At 66.1% G+C, this 17,296-nt stretch carries 13 protein-coding genes; 6 read left to right on the plus strand and 7 right to left on the minus strand.

The genetic code is table 11. From position 1 onward, the window contains the following. Positions 1–1,386 (minus strand): S8 family peptidase (locus FB466_RS12440; protein WP_141918765.1); only part of this gene is annotated, 1,386 nt, incomplete at its 3' end. Next, positions 1,383–1,898, minus strand: coding sequence for a hypothetical protein (locus FB466_RS13535; RefSeq protein WP_170206044.1), 516 nt, complete (start codon positions 1,896–1,898; stop codon positions 1,383–1,385). The genes FB466_RS12440 and FB466_RS13535, both read right to left, overlap by 4 nt. Before the next feature lie 324 nt (positions 1,899–2,222). Between FB466_RS13535 and FB466_RS12450 the strand changes: the two genes are divergently transcribed. Genes FB466_RS12450 through FB466_RS12460 form a run of 3 tightly spaced genes read left to right on the plus strand, consistent with a single transcriptional unit; the run spans position 2,223 to position 5,025 of the window. After that, the gene (locus FB466_RS12450; RefSeq protein ID WP_141916682.1) at positions 2,223–3,422 is read left to right on the plus strand and encodes an acetyl-CoA C-acyltransferase; all 1,200 of its coding nucleotides are present in this window, start codon (positions 2,223–2,225) and stop codon (positions 3,420–3,422) included. Continuing rightward, positions 3,422–4,156: an enoyl-CoA hydratase/isomerase family protein gene (locus FB466_RS12455; RefSeq protein WP_141916683.1), complete on the plus strand. Its 735-nt coding sequence runs from the start codon at positions 3,422–3,424 to the stop codon at positions 4,154–4,156. Before FB466_RS12450 ends, FB466_RS12455 begins: the two co-directional genes overlap by 1 nt. Further along, a complete protein-coding gene (locus FB466_RS12460) occupies positions 4,153–5,025 on the plus strand; it encodes a 3-hydroxyacyl-CoA dehydrogenase family protein (protein WP_141916685.1) in 873 nt (290 codons plus the stop codon). Before FB466_RS12455 ends, FB466_RS12460 begins: the two co-directional genes overlap by 4 nt. A gap of 52 nt (positions 5,026–5,077) precedes the next feature. On the opposite strand, the gene FB466_RS12465 is transcribed toward FB466_RS12460, so the two are convergent. Further along, positions 5,078–5,425 carry a hotdog fold thioesterase gene (locus FB466_RS12465; RefSeq protein WP_170206050.1) on the minus strand — a complete coding sequence of 116 codons (348 nt, stop codon included), beginning with the start codon at positions 5,423–5,425 and terminating at the stop codon, positions 5,078–5,080. A 141-nt stretch (positions 5,426–5,566) separates the two neighbouring features. Between FB466_RS12465 and paaZ the strand changes: the two genes are divergently transcribed. Then, positions 5,567–7,603, plus strand: a complete 2,037-nt coding sequence (gene paaZ, locus FB466_RS12470) for a phenylacetic acid degradation bifunctional protein PaaZ (protein WP_141918767.1) — start codon at positions 5,567–5,569, stop codon at positions 7,601–7,603. 65 nt (positions 7,604–7,668) lie between these two features. Here paaZ and FB466_RS12475 read toward each other — a convergent pair whose 3' ends face one another. Beyond that, complete coding sequence (locus tag FB466_RS12475) at positions 7,669–8,271, minus strand: TetR/AcrR family transcriptional regulator (protein WP_141918769.1); 603 nt, start codon at positions 8,269–8,271, stop codon at positions 7,669–7,671. Positions 8,272–8,360: 89 nt separating this feature from the next. Continuing rightward, positions 8,361–9,188, minus strand: a complete 828-nt coding sequence (locus tag FB466_RS12480) for a siderophore-interacting protein (RefSeq protein ID WP_141918771.1) — start codon at positions 9,186–9,188, stop codon at positions 8,361–8,363. Between the two features lie 207 nt (positions 9,189–9,395). Between FB466_RS12480 and FB466_RS12485 the strand changes: the two genes are divergently transcribed. Both FB466_RS12485 and FB466_RS12490 read left to right on the plus strand, forming a co-directional pair. Then, entirely contained in the window at positions 9,396–13,178 is a 3,783-nt protein-coding gene (locus tag FB466_RS12485; protein WP_141918773.1) for a bifunctional proline dehydrogenase/L-glutamate gamma-semialdehyde dehydrogenase, read from the plus strand. Between the two features lie 35 nt (positions 13,179–13,213). Beyond that, positions 13,214–14,884 (plus strand): hypothetical protein, encoded by a 1,671-nt coding sequence (locus FB466_RS12490; protein ID WP_141918775.1) that lies wholly within the window; start codon positions 13,214–13,216, stop codon positions 14,882–14,884. 23 nt (positions 14,885–14,907) lie between these two features. On the opposite strand, the gene FB466_RS12495 is transcribed toward FB466_RS12490, so the two are convergent. Then, on the minus strand, positions 14,908–15,759 hold the full coding sequence (locus FB466_RS12495; RefSeq protein ID WP_141918777.1) for a GIY-YIG nuclease family protein: 852 nt from the start codon (positions 15,757–15,759) through the stop codon (positions 14,908–14,910). 34 nt (positions 15,760–15,793) lie between these two features. Further along, entirely contained in the window at positions 15,794–17,017 is a 1,224-nt protein-coding gene (locus tag FB466_RS12500; RefSeq protein ID WP_141918779.1) for a DNA cytosine methyltransferase, read from the minus strand. Positions 17,018–17,296 lie beyond the last annotated feature (279 nt).

The raw sequence follows: 17,296 nt of genomic DNA on the forward strand, positions 1-17,296 counted from the left end.
TTTCCGTGGGAGTCGTGGGAGTCGTGGGAGTCGTGGAGTCGTGGGAGTCGTGGGAGTCGTGGGAGTCGTGGGAGTCGTGGGAGTCGTGGGAGTCGTGGGAGTCGTGGGAGTCGTGGGAGTCGTGGGAGTCGTTTTTCGTCGGTTTCGAAGGATAAGCACCGTGGTGACCGCTGCAACAACAACCAACCCGCCAACCGCCACCCCACCCCACAGCAAGAGATCAGGCAGAGTTACCGCACCCGCAGGCGCGGCCGAGGTCGGCTGCGCGGACGCCCCAAAAACATCCTCAAACAACGGAGAACCGAAATCCTTGTCGAAAAGAGGATTCACATCCGGGTACTGCGTCGGATCAACACGAAGCATATGCTGCAACGACACAGACCCATACCCCCAATACCCAGCGGGATCAAAGAAAAGATCATGATCCTCACTCCCGGTATTACGAATAAGAGTCTGTAACAACTGGTTTCCCGTGGCCTCTGGATACTTTGATTTCACCAGGGCCAAGAAACCCGACGTAATCGCGGTCGCCATCGACGTTCCCGAACTCGTCCCAAAACTTGTCCACGAACGATTCAGAGTCAGGATGTCTCCACCGGGACCGACTACGGTCACCGCTGGATCCACTTTCGCGGAGTTAGCGACAATCGCACCCGCGGGCGTTTCCGCCTGCAGAGTCACAACGCCATTGAGCGTAGAGAGTCCCGAGGCGGTGACCAGATCATTCGAGGTCCCCGAAACGAGCACAACCCCCTTCTGCAACGCGTAGGTCACCGCCTGAACCACCGGACGAGTAGCACCCGCTCCGAGTGACATGGAAATAATGTCTGCCCCATCATCAACCGCCTGCGTAATCGCCTCAGCCAAGGCCTCCTGGAATGCGCCCTTCTTGTCGCGGTAGCAATCAGCAACTGAACTAAAATCAGGTCCAAAATCTAAGTTGCGGAATAAAGCCGCGTAGTAGTTGATCTGGGCATCCGGTGCGACGCCGAGGGGTGCCTGCACCCCGGGCGCACCGCCATCCCCATTACCCGCGATAAACATGGTCATCTCGGTTCCGTGACTGGCCTCTTCCGGGTTACTGCTGGTGGCCGGGGCACGCGTTCCCGGGGTATCGGAAAGATCGCAGTAAGACGGTTCACGCACCGTGATATTCGCGTCCGCGAGAGCGGGCATCTCACGATACAAAGGCGAGTCAATAATAGCGATCGTGACACCCTGCCCCGTGAACCCACTGTCATGAGCCTCTTGCACACCATAATTGTCGTAGTACCAGAGCCCGGGAGTGCCCTCCGCCGCAGCCGGGACAAGCCCCACACCCCCCAGCACCGCGACCACAACCCCGGCACCAAACACCCGCACCCCCACCCTCCAGGGGCGGGTCACCCCTCGCCCCCAGCCGACGACGCACTACTCCCCGAACCACCCGCACCACCCGGAGCCGCCCCCGGCCCCGAACCACCAGACACCACACCCGGCCCGGTGCCCGCACCAGGTGCCGCAGCACCAGTACCGCCCGCACCACCCGGAGCCGCACCCGGCCCGGCCACCGGCGAAGACACCGGGACCACAGCGGCCACGACACCCTCAACCCACTCCGTTTCAACCCGCAACTCATGCGCAAAGTTCTCATCAAGAGCACTAAGATCCTCAACCGTGGCCTTGATATTATCCGCCTGAGTCGCAAGATACCCTTGCCACCCATCAGTACGCTTCTTCAACTGCACCATCGCCCAGTCCAACGTATCGTCAAGCTCCTGAGTAGCCGTAGGATCCGCCGCACACGTAAGATTCGGCGGCGGACCAGGATACGCCGCCGCGAGATCTTCCTGCGCATTTCGGAGTTTCTGAATAGCCGTGAGAACCTCTTCTTCCCGGATCCCAATGTTGTACGTCATATCCCTACTCCATCACCGCACAAAAAACAAAAAAAAGGAGCACCACCGAACAACTCGGTAACGCCCCCACAACCAGCACGCCAGGCACACACACCCAACATAAAACATCCCCAGCGTAACGGAGCCTCTCTGAGGTTGCAAAACGGAGAGCCCGTTTTGTGGATAACTTCATGCTGTTGCGCGGCGAGAGCCGGTGCGGCCCGCGCGTGTCGGTCGCGCGTGTCGGTTCGGCTTGCACCCGCGGGGCATCCCTGAGACAATTACTGTCCGAACGTTCGGTAATTATTACGTTCATCCCATCGACAGCGCGGTCAAGGAGAAAACATGGCAGAGGCATTTCTGGTGGGCGGTGCCCGCACCCCGGTGGGACGTTACGGTGGGGTCCTCGCCACGGTTCGGGCGGATGATTTGGCCGCGCTCGTCATCGGCGAGACCGTGCGTCGCGCACAAGCCGATTCCCCGCTCTTCAACACAGATCTCATTGACGAGGTGATTCTCGGCAACGCCAACCAGGCCGGTGAAGACAACCGCAATGTGGCGCGGATGGCGACCCTGCTCGCGGGGCTGCCCGACAGCATCCCGGGCATCACGGTGAACCGGCTGTGCGCCTCGGGTCTCTCCGCAATCACGATGGCCGCCCAGGCGATCCGGGCGGGGGACGCCGATGTGATCGTGGCCGGTGGTGTTGAGTCGATGACTCGTGCGCCCTGGGTGCAGGGTAAACCCGAGCGCGCCTTTGCCAAACCCGGCCCGCAATTTGATACCTCCATCGGATGGCGCTTCACCAACCCGCGCCTCGCCGCACGCGATAAAGCCACGTTCTCGATGCCGGAGACGGCCGAGGAGGTTGCCCGGGTGGAGGGGATTAGCCGTGAGGACGCCGACGCCTTCGCCCTCACCAGCCAGCAGCGCGCCACCGCCGCACTTGATGCGGGCCGCTTTGCGGACGAGATCGTGGGGGTGCCCACCCGTTCGGGCGAGGTGCTCCTCGACGAGGGTCCGCGTCGCGACTCCACGCTGGCGGCCCTCGCCGGGTTGCGGCCCGTGGTGCCCGGCGGCAGCGTGGTGACGGCGGGCAACGCCAGTTCCCTCAACGACGGAGCCTCAGCCCTCCTTGTCGCGAGCGGCGCAGCGGTCCAACGCTACGGACTCGTGCCGCGTGCGCGCATTGTGACCGGTGTGACTGTGGGGCTTGCCCCCGAGATCATGGGGATGGGCCCCGTGCCCGCTACGCAGAAGGCGCTTGCCCGCGCGGGCCTCGAGGTGGGCGACCTGGGCTCGGTTGAACTCAACGAGGCGTTTGCGACGCAGTCCCTCGCGTGCATCCGTCGCCTCGGGCTCGACCCGGCGCGCGTGAACGCCGACGGCGGTGCGATTGCCCTGGGCCACGCGCTCGGGTCGAGCGGGGCGCGGCTCCTGGTTACCCTGCTGGGGCGGATGGCCCGCGAGGAGTCCCGTTACGGTCTCGCCACCATGTGCGTGGGCGTGGGCCAAGGCTCCGCGATGATCGTCGAGCGTGTGTGATGGCCGCCCTCAGCGTGGAGCGGCGCGATGACCGCTACGTTGTTCTTCTCAACCGGCCGGAGGTGCGCAACGCGATTGACCGGCAGATGATTGAGGAACTGCACGGTGTGTGTGCCGAGCTGGAGACATCGCCGCGCATCCTCATTATTGCGGGTGCGGGCGGCGTCTTTGCCTCCGGGGCCGATATCGGGCAGCTACGTGAGCGCCGGGCCGCTGACGCCCTGGCGGGCATCAACACCCGGGCTTTTGAGCGGATCGCCGCGCTGCCAATGCCCGTGATTGCGGCCATCGACGGCTACGCGCTGGGCGGGGGAGCCGAGCTCGCCTACGCCGCCGACTTCCGCATCGGCACACCCGCCCTGAAAATGGGGAACCCGGAGACGGGGCTCGGCATCATCGCCGCGGCCGGGGCCACCTGGCGACTGCGCGAGCTTGTGGGTGAGCCGCTTGCCAAGGAGATTCTGCTCGCGGGTCGGGTGCTGGATGCCGACGAGGCCCGTGCCGCCCATCTCGTCACCGAGATTCACCCCGCCGACGAACTCCTCGCGGCCGCGCACGCGCTGGCCGACCGCATCGCGCGGCAGGACCCGCTCGCCACGCGGCACACCAAGGCGGTGTTCCACGCGGCCCGGGAGGAGCATCCCGCCGTGGACCTGGCAGCGCAGGCCGAACTGTTCGAATCGCCCGAGAAGTTTCGGCGAATGACCGAGTTTCTTGAGAGGAAAAAGCGATGATCGCACCGGAGAAGACGGGTGTTCCGCCGCGGGTGGGTGTGCTCGGTGGCGGCCGGATGGGTGCCGGGATCGCCCACGCGTTCCTGGTCTCGGGGGCTGAGGTGGTGGTGGTTGAGCGCAACGCAGCCGAGGCCGCTGCCGCCCGAGCCCGCGTGCTGGCCTCCGTGGATGCGGGGGTTGCGCGTGGCACGATGACCGAGGATCGCGACGCCGTGGCCGCTCGGCTGAGCGCCGACACCGATGACGCGCTCTTCGGTCACTGCGGGCTCGTACTGGAGGCCGTGCCGGAGGACCCGGTGCTTAAGCTGGAGTCGCTGCGGCGGGTGGAGGCGGTGCTCGCCCCGGGCGCGGCGCTCGCGAGTAACACGTCCTCTATCTCGATTGATGACCTCGCGGGGAACCTTGCTCGGCCGGAAACTTTCCTCGGAATGCACTTCTTTAACCCCGTCCCCGCCTCCGCGTTGGTCGAGGTGGTGCGCGGCGCGGCGACTGACGACGCGCTCGTGGTGCGCGCGCAAGGCTGGGTGCGGGCGCTGGGTAAGACGCCCGTCACCGTCAACGACGCCCCCGGGTTCGCATCCTCCCGGCTGGGCGTGGCGATTGGGTTGGAAGCGATCCGGATGCTCGAGGAGGGCGTCGCCTCCGCCGAGGATATTGACGCCGCGATGGTGCTGGGTTACAGGTTCCCGATCGGGCCGCTCCGGCTCACCGACGTTGTCGGTCTCGACGTGCGTCTCGGCATCGCCGAGTACCTGCACGAGCGGCTGGGTGCGCGCTTCGAACCGCCCGCGCTGCTGCGCGCGCTCGTGGCGGAGGGGCAGCTGGGCCGCAAGTCGGGCCGCGGGTTCTACGAGTGGGGGGAGGGGTGAGGTGCCAGCCGGGGGTCGCACATCCGGTCGGCACCCCGCTCCGGCGGGAGGGCTACTCGCCCCTCACGATCAGGTTGGTGATTCGCGCGGTACACAGCCGCCGACCCTGGTCGTCGCTGATGATGATCTCGTGGCTGGCGAGTGTGCGGCCCAGCCTGATGGCCGTGGCCACGCCGGTGACGGTGCCCCCGGTTGCCGAGCGGTGGTGCGTGGCGTTGAGGTCGACACCCACAACCGTTGTGCCCGGCCCGGCGTGCAGGATCGCAGCCCACGAGCCGAGAGCCTCCGCAAACGCCGCCGAGGCACCCCCGTGCAGCAGGCCAAATGCTTGCCGATTGCCCTCGACGGGCATGGTGGCCACGACCCGATTCCCGGATTCCTCCAGGATTTCAACACCCATCTTTTTTTCGAGCTCACCGAGCACGATCTTCCAGTCACTGTTCGACACACTGGCCCCTTTCCAAGGGTTCGGCGCGCGCCCGGCCCCGTTGGCGGGCGCATCTGCGACGAGCTTAGCCAATAATTTTTGAGGAGAATTACCATGACCACCATCATTCCCAGCTACATCCAGGGTTCCTGGTTCACCCCTGAGACGGATGCCGGTGCCCGCCTCGTGCGTGATGCCGCCACGGGCGAACCGATTGCGCGCGTCTCCTCCGCGGGGCTCGACCTGGCCGGTGCGCTGCACTACGCTCGCACGGTTGGCCAGGCCTCCCTGGGGCAGCTCACCTTCCACGAGCGCGCCCTGCTGCTCAAACAGATGGCCCAGGCTCTCACGGCCCGCAAGTCTGAACTGTACGAGCTGTCGAGTAGAACCGGTGCCACAAAAAATGACTCGATGGTTGATATTGACGGCGGCATCGGCGTGCTCTTCACCTACTCCTCGAAGGGTCGCCGTGAGATGCCGAACACCACCGTGTACCTGGATGGCCCGGTTGAGCCCCTCTCAAAGGACGGCTCGTTCTCGGGTCGTCACATATACACGCGCCTGCCGGGCGTCGCCGTGCAGATCAACGCCTTCAACTTCCCGGTGTGGGGTTCGCTCGAAAAGTTTGCGCCCGCCTTCCTCGCTGGCGTTCCCACGCTGGTAAAGCCGGCCACCCCCACCGGCTACGTCTCGGAAGCTTTCGTTCGGATCCTGGCGGAGTCGGGTCTGCTGCCCGAGGGTTCCCTGCAGCTGGTCTCGGGCGCGCTGCCCGGCCTGTTTGAGAACCTGCGCCTGGGCGACCTGGTGGCCTTCACCGGCTCGGCCTCGACCGCCGAGTCGCTGCGCTCGCACGACGCCGTGCTCACCGGTGGTGTGCGCTTTACGAGCGAAACCGACTCGATTAACGCCTCGGTACTGGGCCCGGATGCCGTGGTTGGCACCCCCGAGTTCGACGCGTTTGTGCGTCAGGCCGTCGCCGAGATCACCTCGAAGGCGGGGCAGAAGTGCACGGCCATCCGCCGCATGATCGTGCCGAATGGCGCGGTGGATGACCTGATCGGGGCCCTGGCCACTCGCATAGCTGAGCGTATTGTCGTGGGTGACCCGCGTGCCGAGGGGGTGAGCATGGGCCCGCTCGTCTCGCTCGAGCAGCGTGGGGATGTGCTCGCGCAGGCGGGGCGGTTGGTGGCTGGTGGTGGCGAGGTGGTTATCGGTACCGTAGAGCCCCGGGCGGGCGTGGGTGCCTATGTGGAGCCGATTGTGCTGCGCTTTGCGGATAATCGGGCGGATGCCGTCCACAGCATCGAGGCGTTTGGTCCCGTGTCGAGCGTGCTCGGCTACGAGACAGTTGCGGAGGCCGTGGAGCTCGTGGCGCGGGGTGGTGGTTCGCTGGTCACCTCGATTGCTACACATGACCCGGCGGTCGCGGTGGAGCTGGTGACCGGGATGGCCGCCTACAACGGACGCGTGCTGATGCTCGACCGGGACGACGCGCGCACATCGACCGGGCACGGATCGCCCGTGCCGCACCTGGTGCACGGCGGGCCTGGGCGGGCGGGCGGGGGCGAGGAGCTGGGTGGCATCCGCGCTGTTTTGCACCACATGCAGCGCACGGCGATCCAGGGGTCGCCCGATCTGCTCACGGCCGTGACGGGCGTGTGGCACGCGGGGGCGACGGCCGCCAACACGGGCACGCATCCGTTCCGCAAGAGCCTCGCCGATCTCGCCATCGGTGACCAGGTGGTCTCGGGTCTGCGCACCGTGACCCTCGACGACATCGAGCACTTTGCGAACTTTACCGGTGATACCTTCTACGCCCATATGGATGAGGAGGCTGCGGCCGCGAATCCGTTCTTCCCCGGCCGCGTTGCCCACGGCTACCTGCTCGTATCCTGGGGAGCAGGCCTGTTTGTGGACCCGGAACCGGGGCCTGTTCTTGCGAACTACGGCCTCGAAAATCTGCGTTTCCTCACGCCGGTCTCGCCCGAGGACAGCATCCGGGTGACTCTCACGGCCAAGCAGATCACCCCCCGGGTGACTGACGAGTACGGCGAGGTGCGCTGGGATGCGGTGCTGCACAACCAGAACGACGAGACGGTCGCGACCTACGACGTGCTGACCCTGGTGGCGAAAGAGGGGGCGTGGGTGTAGCCGGGGAACCGGGCCGGTTGGGGGTGCGTGCGGTGCGCATCCCCAACCCCTATATATAGGGATGGCTAGCGGGGGACGCGGAGCCCGTCGAAGGCTACGGCGATAACATCGTCGGCGAGGCGGGCCGCATCCTCTGGGCTCTTCGGTTTGTACCACTCCACGATGGAGTTGATCATGCCAAACAGCAGGCGTTCGGCTACGCTCGGATCGAGGTCGCTGCGGATGGAGCCCTCGGCTCGCGCCTCCGACAGCAGTTGGGTGACGGCTCGGTCAAAGTTTTTGCGCCGTTCGAGGGCATTGCGCTCCACGTCGGAGTTGCCGCGCACACGCAGCAGCAGCGTCACGTAGGGCAGCTTGTTCACGAGCACGTGCACCGCCCCGCGCACCACCAGGGCGAGTCGGTCGGATGCCGTTCCCTCGTCCGCCTGCTCGTCACCGAGTACCCCCTCCAGCGCTGTCAGCGCCTCGTCGAGGGCGAGTTCCAGCAGCTCCTCCTTGGAGGAGAAGTGGTGGTAGATGGCGGCCTTCGAGGTGCCGAGCCGCGCGGCGAGCGTGCCGATTGAGGTTGCATCGTAGCCAAACTCGTTAAACGCCTCGACGGCCACAACGAGCATCGAGTGCTGGTCGTAACCAGGGCGTCCGCGTTTGGTACCGGGTTGGTGGGCCATCCCGTCAATTCTGGCACGGGTGGGGGCGGTATCCGGGATGTCTCGGTGTGTGCGGGTCGCGGGCCTGCTCGGCGACCCGGTGGGTGCCCTTATTCCGGGTCGCTTTCGTCGATGGGGGCGTGGTGGTCGAGGTTCACTACCCCGCGTTTCCAGTAGCCCTGTACCGACATCTGATCCAGTTCGAAGCCTAACTCGCGGCGCAGGTGACGCCGCACGGGGATGAGCTCGGTGGCCTCACCGGCCGCCCACACGTACGTGCTGTCGTCGAGAGTGAGTGAGCGTACGGCCTCGTACACCTGGCCGGGGCCATCCTCGCGGTAGAGCCACTCGATGGCCGCTCGCGCGTGCTGATTGGGTGTCAGGTAGTCTTCGACCGACTCGTCCTCACCCTGCAGGATGGCGGTGATGCGGGTTTCCGGGTCGAGTAATTCGAGCCAGCGGGAGACGGCGGGGAGCGCCGTTTCGTCGGCAATGAGGACCACATGGGGGGTGGCCGTCGGTGCGAGCACCGAGCCGCGCGGGCCGACCACGACAACCTCCTGGCCGGGTGCGGCCTGGGCCGCCCAGCGGGTAGCGGGACCGGGATTCTTGTGGAGGACACAGTCAATGTCAATCGAGGCCTCACCGTTTGCCGTGGCCGGAACGTGGTTGAGCGGGGTGTAGTCGCGGGAGATGGAGACGCCGTGATCGGGCCGCTGGAGACCGCCGTCATCCGTGATCCACGGTGCGTGGAGCACGCCTGTTGCCGGGTCTGGCAGAAAAAGTTTGATGTGGTCGGTGGGGCCGAGGGCGCTGAATCCGTCCAATTCGGGACCGCGGAGGGTGACGCGCAGGAGGCCACCGCCGACCTGGCGGGTGCCGACCACGGTGACGCGTCGGGCGGCGAGGGGATGGTGGAGAACGCCTCTAGGCTGCATAGCAAATCTTTCGGGAGGGGGGATCAAATAGTTAGTATCCTACCGTCTTGATTCCACGGAGAGAGAAATATGGTGTTCAGGGTCTGTGGCTGCCGGGTGAGAGCAGCCTGTAGCCACCGCCCCTCCACAGCCCGGGCACAGCTGAGTGTTCTCCACAACTGCCCATCAGGTGTGCCATTCGCGGCCACCGCGCCCTAGTCTGGACGCATGGTAGATAGAGCAGAGCCCGTTCTCCCGAAGGACCTTGCTGCCGACGCCGTTCACCTGGTGCGGAGCTGGTTATCCGAGAGCCGAATCGCTGATGCCCGCACGGTGGAGGGCGGTGAGGGTGCGCGTCTGCTCGCTGGCCTTCTCGGCGAGGAGGGAGGCCTGTCCTTTACCCGTGACTTTGTTGACGGTGTTGCCCGTCCCGAGGATCCGTTTGTGGCCGCCGTGAACTTTAACCGGCTCGCTGCCCGGGCCCCGGGATTCCTGCCGCTGGGGCTGCGTCTCGCCGTGCGCGCCGGCGGGGTTGCCTCGCTCACACTGCCCTGGGCGGTCATCCCGCTCGCCCGCGGCACCCTCCGTCGCCTGGTGGGTCACCTCGTGGTGGATGCCCCCGCAGATGGTCCCGCCCCGCTCCCGGATGCCCGCCCCGACCCCCTCGCCCGTGCGCTCACGCGGCTCCGTTCCGCGGGTTCGCGGCCCAACATCACGATGCTCGGCGAGCCTGTGCTGGGCGAGACCGAGGCGCGTCGCCGGGTGGCGAACATCCGTGCACTGTGTGACCGGGAGGATGTTGATTTTGTGTCTTTTTCCCTGTCTTCCGTGGCGAGTAATCTCACCATGTGGGGCTGGGAGGAGGCCGTTGACCGGGTGGTGGCCCGCCTCATCCCCCTCCTGGAGCACGCCGGTCGCACGGGTACCTTCCTCAGCCTGGATGCCGAAGAGTATCGCGATCTTCAGCTGGCCACTGCCGTTTTCCGTCGGCTGATGGATCGCCCCGAGATGCGCGGCATGGGGGCCGGTCTCACCTTGCAGGCATATCTGCCCGACTCTTACGACGCCCTTGTTGAGTTGACCGAGTGGGCACAGCAGCGGGTGGCGAGTGGTGGTGCCCCCGTACGTGTGCGCATCGTGAAGGGGGCTAACCTCGCGATGGAGCGGGTGGACTCCACTCTCAACGGCTGGCCACTCGCGCCCTTTTCCGCCAAGATCGACACCGACGCCAATTTCAAGCGGATGTTGGAGTGGGCGTTGCGCCCCGAGCACGTCGATGCGGTCCACGTCGGAGTGGCCAGCCATAACCTTTTCGATATCGCGCTGTCGTGGCTGCTCGCATCCCGCCGCGATGTGCTCACGGTGCGCTCCAATCTGTCGGCCGGGGCCATCGTTGACCCGTTGCTCGGCCCACACGGCACCACCGTCGTTGCGCCGCACACTATATCGGGCGGGGATCTGCCCCAGATGCACGGCATCACCTCGGCACCCGTTGAGTGGGAGGTGCTGCTCGGGATGGCCCCCGGTCACATTCGGGCCGTCGGTAAGACGGTGGGCGGTATTCGGGTCTACACACCCGTGGTCAAGCCGAGTGAGTTTGAGGCCGCCGTCGGCTACCTGGTGCGCCAGCTCGACGAGAGCGCTCACAGTGAAAACTTCCTCTCGGCCATCGCCGATATCGAGGACGACACCGATCTCTTTGAGCGGGAGCGCAACCGTTTTCTCGACTCCATCTCCCGACTCGACGGTGAGCTACCGTCCACGAATCGCACGCAAAACCGGCAAACCGAGTGGCGCGAGGATGACCGCGACAGCCCCCTCTACTACCGCACCCCCGACCTCACCGACCCGGGCCAGGAGGCCGGTGGTCTGACTGCGGCTGTGCTGGGGCTCACCCGTGGTTCGGGGGGCGATACCGACGAGCAACCCGTGCTCGAACCCGCGGCCGTGCCGGACCAGATCCCCGTCGTCTCACACACCGGCCTTGCTCACGAGCCGAACACCGACCCCTCGATCCCCGCCAACCGGGAGTGGGCAGCCGGGGTGCTTGGGCGTGTTGGTGACAGCACTATCGGCTCGGAAGGGGTCGTGGCAGCTGTGGTGCACACCGTTGAGGAGGCAGATGCCGCGGTTACCCGGGTCTCCGCCCGCGGTGTCGGGTGGGGTGCCCAGCCCGTCGCCGAGCGCGCCGCCGTCCTGCGCCGGGTGGCCCTCTCCCTCATCGCCAATCGTGACCGTCTCGTCGAGGTCATGGTCGCCGAAACCGGGATGACCATTGCGGATGCCGATCCCGAGGTCAGCTACGCCGTCGATGCCGCCCGTTACTACGCTGCCCGTGGCACCGAGCTCCACAGCACGGTCGGTGCCCGATTCCTGCCCTGCTCGCTCATTGCGGTGGCTGCCTCGTGGGAGTCTCCCATTGCGGCGGTGGCTGACGGTGTCCTCGCTGCACTCGCCGCCGGTAGCGGGGTGCTGCTGGTGCCGCATAGCCGGGCCGAACGCTCGGCCGCCGTGCTTGCCGGGGTGCTCTGGGAGGCCGGTGTGCCCCGCGAACTGTGCGGATTGGGCGTGCCGAAGGATGCTGCGCTGCGAGATTACCTGCTTAGTCACCCGGGCGTCGGCCGGCTGCTGTTCCGGGGAGACTGGGAGGAAGCTCGGGCGCACGAGCGGCAGCATCCAGAGTCCCGAATTCTAGCCCAGAGCGACGGGGTCAACGCGATCACCGTCACCCCGAGTGCCGATGTGAGCCAGGCGGTGACGCAGATTGTGGCCAGCGCCTATGGCCGATCCGGGCAATCCCCCTCGGCCGCGAGCCTGGTTATTCTGGTGGGTAGCATGGCCCGTTCGAAGAGATTTCTGCGGCAATTAGAGGATGCCGTACGCGCGCTGCGAGTGGGTGTCCCCACCGACCCCGCCACTCAGGTGGGGCCGCTCGGTGAACCGGCCACCGGCGCGGCGCTCGACGCTCTCACGGTGCTTGCCGGTGGGGAGTCCTGGCTGGTTGAGCCCGAGCGTGTTGACGCGGAGGGGACGCTCTGGTCTCCGGGGGTTAAGGCCGGGGTGCGTAAGGGGTCCACTCTGCATCTGAACCGCGCGGCGGTGCCCGTGGTGGGCATCCTGCACGCCTTCACCCTCACCGAAGCCATTGAGATTCATAACGCGGTGGGGTCCGGGCTCACGGCGGGCCTGCACTCACTCGACGCTGAAGAGATCGGCGTCTGGGTCGATAATGTGCACGCCGCCACGCTGTATGTTAACCGTGCGATCACGCCTCCCGTTGTGGAACGACGACCCGGTGGTGGCTGGAAGCATTCGCGGGTGGGTCCGGGCGGTGCTCCGGGCGGCCCCAACTACCTATTTGCCCTGGGCGAGTGGGAGTCACTGGAGGGAGAGCAAAGTTCTACCCTGCACCTGCGTGGGTTATCCACCGGGGTCACCGCCCTGATCGAAGCGGCCCAGCTATCGCTCGACTACCAGGAGTTCGACCTGTTGCGCCGCGCCGCGCTCAGCGATGCCCTGCTGTGGGGGACCGAGTTTGGCCGGGTGCGCGACGTCTCGCGGCTGGGTATCGAGCGCAACCTGTTGCGTTACTGGCCCGCGGATGCGCAGGTGCGCATGTGCGCAGACGGCAGCCTCACCGATCTGCTGCGTGTGCTTGCCGCGGCTACCCTGGCGCGGGCATCGCTCACGGTGAGTTCTGCCCGCCCGCTGCCCACCGCCATCATGGCGGTGCTGGCCGAGGAGGACGTGCCGGTCAGCATCGAGAGTGACGACGACTGGTACGAGCGGCTGGCCATTGGAGTGCCGGGGGTGCGGCGCATCCGGTTGTTGGGGGGAGATCGCGACCGGCTGGCGCGCAGTGTGGTCGGGCATCCGGGGGTGAGTGTGTACGCCAACCCTGTGACCAACGCGGGGCGACTCGAATTGTTGCCCTTCGTGCGGGAGCAGGTGATCTCGGTTGCCGCTCATCGCTTCGGTACCCCCGCCCAGCTCACCGACACCCTGTTCTAGATTTGGGCGTACCGGCTAACGGGCATACTGTACTCATGAGAAAAAACTCCCACACTGGTGACGCGCCCCGCGAAGAGGAGCCACCCCCCGGTGGCTGGGCGGGGACTACCGAGCGGCGGGTTGTCGGACCGGCCGAGACGGAGCGCAACGTGAGTGAGGAGCTTTCGACCGAGCGGAACGTTCGGGAGGAGCTTTCCACTGAGCGGAACGTTCGGGAGGAGCTTTCCACTGAGCGCAACGTTCGGGTCGGGCCCCAGGCTCCCATTGCGCCTCCCATCGCGCAGCCGTACGCGCAGCCGTACGCGCAGCCGTACGGGCAGCAGTACGCGCAGCCGTATATCCGGCCGGCTACCGGGCTACACCCCGGGCCGCAACTCGGATCGCACCCCTATCCGGTGCAGCACCACCTCGGTCAACCTGCCCCCCAACAGCCTCCATTCTCGGGTTCGGGCTCGGCGCACAGGATCAATGCCGCGGTCCCGTTCATGAACCCCAATGCCCCTGCCCCCTATGTGGACCCCGCGGCGACGATGCCGACCGGTCGGTCGCGCAACGTCAAGAAGTTTGTGGCCCTGGGCATCCCGATCCTGGTGGCGTCACTCGTGATTATTGGCGTGGGCGCCACCTTTGTTGTGCAGAACCTGTTGCACGCCGCGGCCTCTGATCGCTATGACCAGGCCGCTGCCACCCTCAATACCGCCGTTACCCGGGTGGAGGATGTCCGCACCGACCTGAGCGACGCTGAAGCAGCCGCGCAGGAAACGGTTGACAACATCACGCTCTCGCTCGCCGCAGCCGCGCCCGCCTACGTGCCCGCTGAGGCCGCTGCCGACCTCGCCGCGGTACAGGAGGACGTTTCCGCCATCTTGGCGACCGCCGGGCCAGATCTGGCAGCCACGTTGACGGGTCTTCCGTCCACGGCCGCGAAACCTACCGATACGTCTGAGCTGAACGAGGCAGCACAGCGGGTTGAGCGGTCCGCCGATGACCTGGCGAGCGTGGCCGGTGAGGTGGATGCCCGGATGACGGCGTTGGCGACGGCAGATTACCCCCTGAATGCGGCGGTGGCGACCCTCACTGCGGGGACGCAGGTGCGTGCCGACGAGATCGTGGCCGCCAGCCCCTCGGCCAGCTTCCGCACGCGGATTGACCTGGATACGGCTCGGGAGGCGCTGACCAGCGCAACCGCGGTGACCGATCTCCCGTCGGCTGTTGGCGATTACATCACCGCCGCGAAGGCGCTCGAGGCGGCCCACGCCGCACGTGAGGCGATGAAAGCCGACCCGATGTACCCCACGAGGGCTGAGGTGGAGGGGTACGCCAACTCGCTCGCCCTCGGGCTGCGGTTGGACTTCAACTGGGCACCCGTCGTGTCTGGCTGGGGTGGCGCTTATAGCTTTGGTGGCTACACCTCGGCCACCGGTCAGGACGGCGGTCTCGGCACCATCGACTTCTCGTACAGCGTTGCGGAGATGTGGGCCCGTGAGTCTGGCGTGAAGGCGCTCGTGGCGCACGAGGTGGGCCACGCGGTTGCGGTGCTTCCACAGTGCTGGCCGCTCTTCAGTGGACCCACGTTCAACCAGGATAATGAGATGTGGGCGACTGCCTGGGCTTTCAGCCACGGGTTCCAGGGTAACGGGGCTGGTGATCTGCTCTACGGGCGACCCACGGATGCGCAGGTGGCGGTGGCGGCAAAGTGCCGTTAACCGTCGGCGCGGTGCGGGAGGTCTCAGAACTCTAGCGCGTCAAAGAGCGCTGGGTCTTCTGCTGGTTCCGGTCTTTCTGCTGGCACTGGTCTTTCTGCTGGCACTGGTCTTTCCGACAGCACTGGTCCTTCCGACAGCACTGGTCTTTCCGACAGCACCGACCCGATGAGCCGTTCGGTATCAATCGCCGCAGGATCGGGCCTGGTCCGGCCGGTCACGTAGGCGAGGCGTTCTGCGGACAGGTAGGCGAGGCGGATGGCCTGGATGACCAACACGCGTCGTAGCCCCTCCGATACCTCCCCCCGCTCCCGAGCTACGGCGGACAGTCGCGAGATTGTTTCGGCCCGGCGGGCGATGCGAATATCGGGGTGCCCGCGGTCGGCCCGCATCTCGGCGGAGATAAGCGGCCGCCGCAGCGAGGGTGGCAATTCGCCGCGGGTAGAGACGGGCGGGATCTTCTCGTTGAGGATCGCCTGAAAGCGTGAGTGCTCGATGGCCTGGAGGTAAGCGGTGTACTCGACGGTGTTGAGCTGCGAGCGGGCTGCGGCATCCGTCGTGGGCTTTCCGCTGAGGGACCAGAGCGGCCACAGTTCAATCTCTGCGACCTCAAAGACATCGAGGATGCGCATCGCCACGGCATCCGTGCGCTGATTGGTGAGGTGGCGTTGCACACGCACACGCAGTTTCTCGTTGGTCTGGCCCACGTAGATGGGCTCGCCATCGTAGTCATAGAACGCGTAGACCCCCCACGGGCTGTCGCCCCAGCAGCGCCCCTGTGCATCGCACTCGTCAAGTACGGATTTGAGGGCGGCGCGAAACTGTTGGACATCAGTGGCGGGGAGGCTACCTTTACGCGGAACCGGTTCGTGTGACACTGGCTCTCCCGAATCTAATTCTCCTGACGGCTGGTCAGACACCGCTGTTCACCGCGGTGAGGGGTGCGGGGGCGGAACTGCTGCCCGACGCGGGGGCCGAGCCGAGCGTCCCTGTGCTGAGGGGACGTAGGTAGTTGCGGGCCAACCACTCCACGGTAGGGACGCACACGGCATCCCCAAACCCGAAGAAGAGCTGGTTGTTGCGCAGGGTGCCGAGGGTGTAGTCGCCAGCCCCCATCAGGCGCGCATATTCGAGTGGGGTCATCCACCGCACGCGCACGCGGCCGTGACCGATCTTCACGACGGCCTGTTTGGACGAGCCGCCGCGTGCGGTGCGGAGGCAACCGGCGATATCGTCGGGCCGCACCTCCCACACGGCAACACCGTTGCGGGTGCGGCGGTAAGCGGTGCGATACGAGGTGACGCGACCGCGTCGCAGGCGCTCAACGCGCTCGGCCTGCACGGGGGAGAGGGAGGTGAGGAAGGCGGTTAGGCGGGTGTCATCCCACCAGCGCTCATCGGCGTGGCTGATCTTCTCTACCATCTCGCCCAGGCCTGCGGTGAGTGGTGGTGGTGGCGCGGGCAGCTCGGCCCGGTGGGTGCGGAGGGTGGGGTCGCCAAAAACGGCCTGCAGCCAGTCGGGTCGTAATTCGCTCTGAGGATGCTCGGCGTTGCGTGGTGGCGCGAGCGCTCCCACGAGGAAGAGGCGGGGCCGCGATTGCGGTACAAAGCGCCGGGCATCGAGTGTGATCACATCCACCGAGTAGCCCAGCTTATTGAGCTCGCGGATGGCGGCGGCTAGGTCATCCCCACCGCGGCTCGTGGCAAACCCCACCACGTTTTCGAGGGCGATGACGGCCGGGCGGGCCTCGCCCATCTCTCGCAGAATGCGCGTGAAGTGCCAGAAGGTGGCGCTGGCAGAGCCGTCCAGCCCTGCGCGACCACCGGCGAGCGATAGGTCGGTGCAGGGAAAGGAGGCCCATGCGAGTGCGAGTGGGCCGGGGATCTGCTCGGCGGTAACGTGCGTGATATCGCCCAGGGCAAACGTGTGGTCGGTTCCCGCAGCAGCCTCGGTCTCCGTGTCAAAATGCTGAGCATACATGGCGTGCTTGCTCGGTTCGATGTCGTTGGACCAGACGACCCGATAGCCCGCCCGTTCGAGGCCGAGGCGGACGAGGCCGATACCGGCAAAAAACTCGGCGACGGCTGGCTCGGCGGGTACTGCGGGTACCCTGTCAACCAGGCGCAGTGCGGTCATGGGATCCTCGGGGTTGGGGCGGTGAGCTCACGGGTTGTGACGCTCTTTGAGGATACCTGGAGGGACCGACATTCGGTCGTCATTCGCACCTGTGAGGGCCGGTGGGTCGCACAGAAGACGGCTCAGACCCGCCAGCGCAAGGCCCATAAGAAGAATGGCCGCGTCGGCCGCCCCGGGGGGGATAGGAGGGCTAACGCGGCCATCACTATATAAGATGCGTGAATCATCAAAATATCTCGCAAAAAGGAAACTATTTTTTGGCGGATTGTGGTGAGCGGG

This window comes from Klugiella xanthotipulae (genome assembly GCF_006716695.1).
Classification (GTDB): domain Bacteria; phylum Actinomycetota; class Actinomycetes; order Actinomycetales; family Microbacteriaceae; genus Klugiella; species Klugiella xanthotipulae.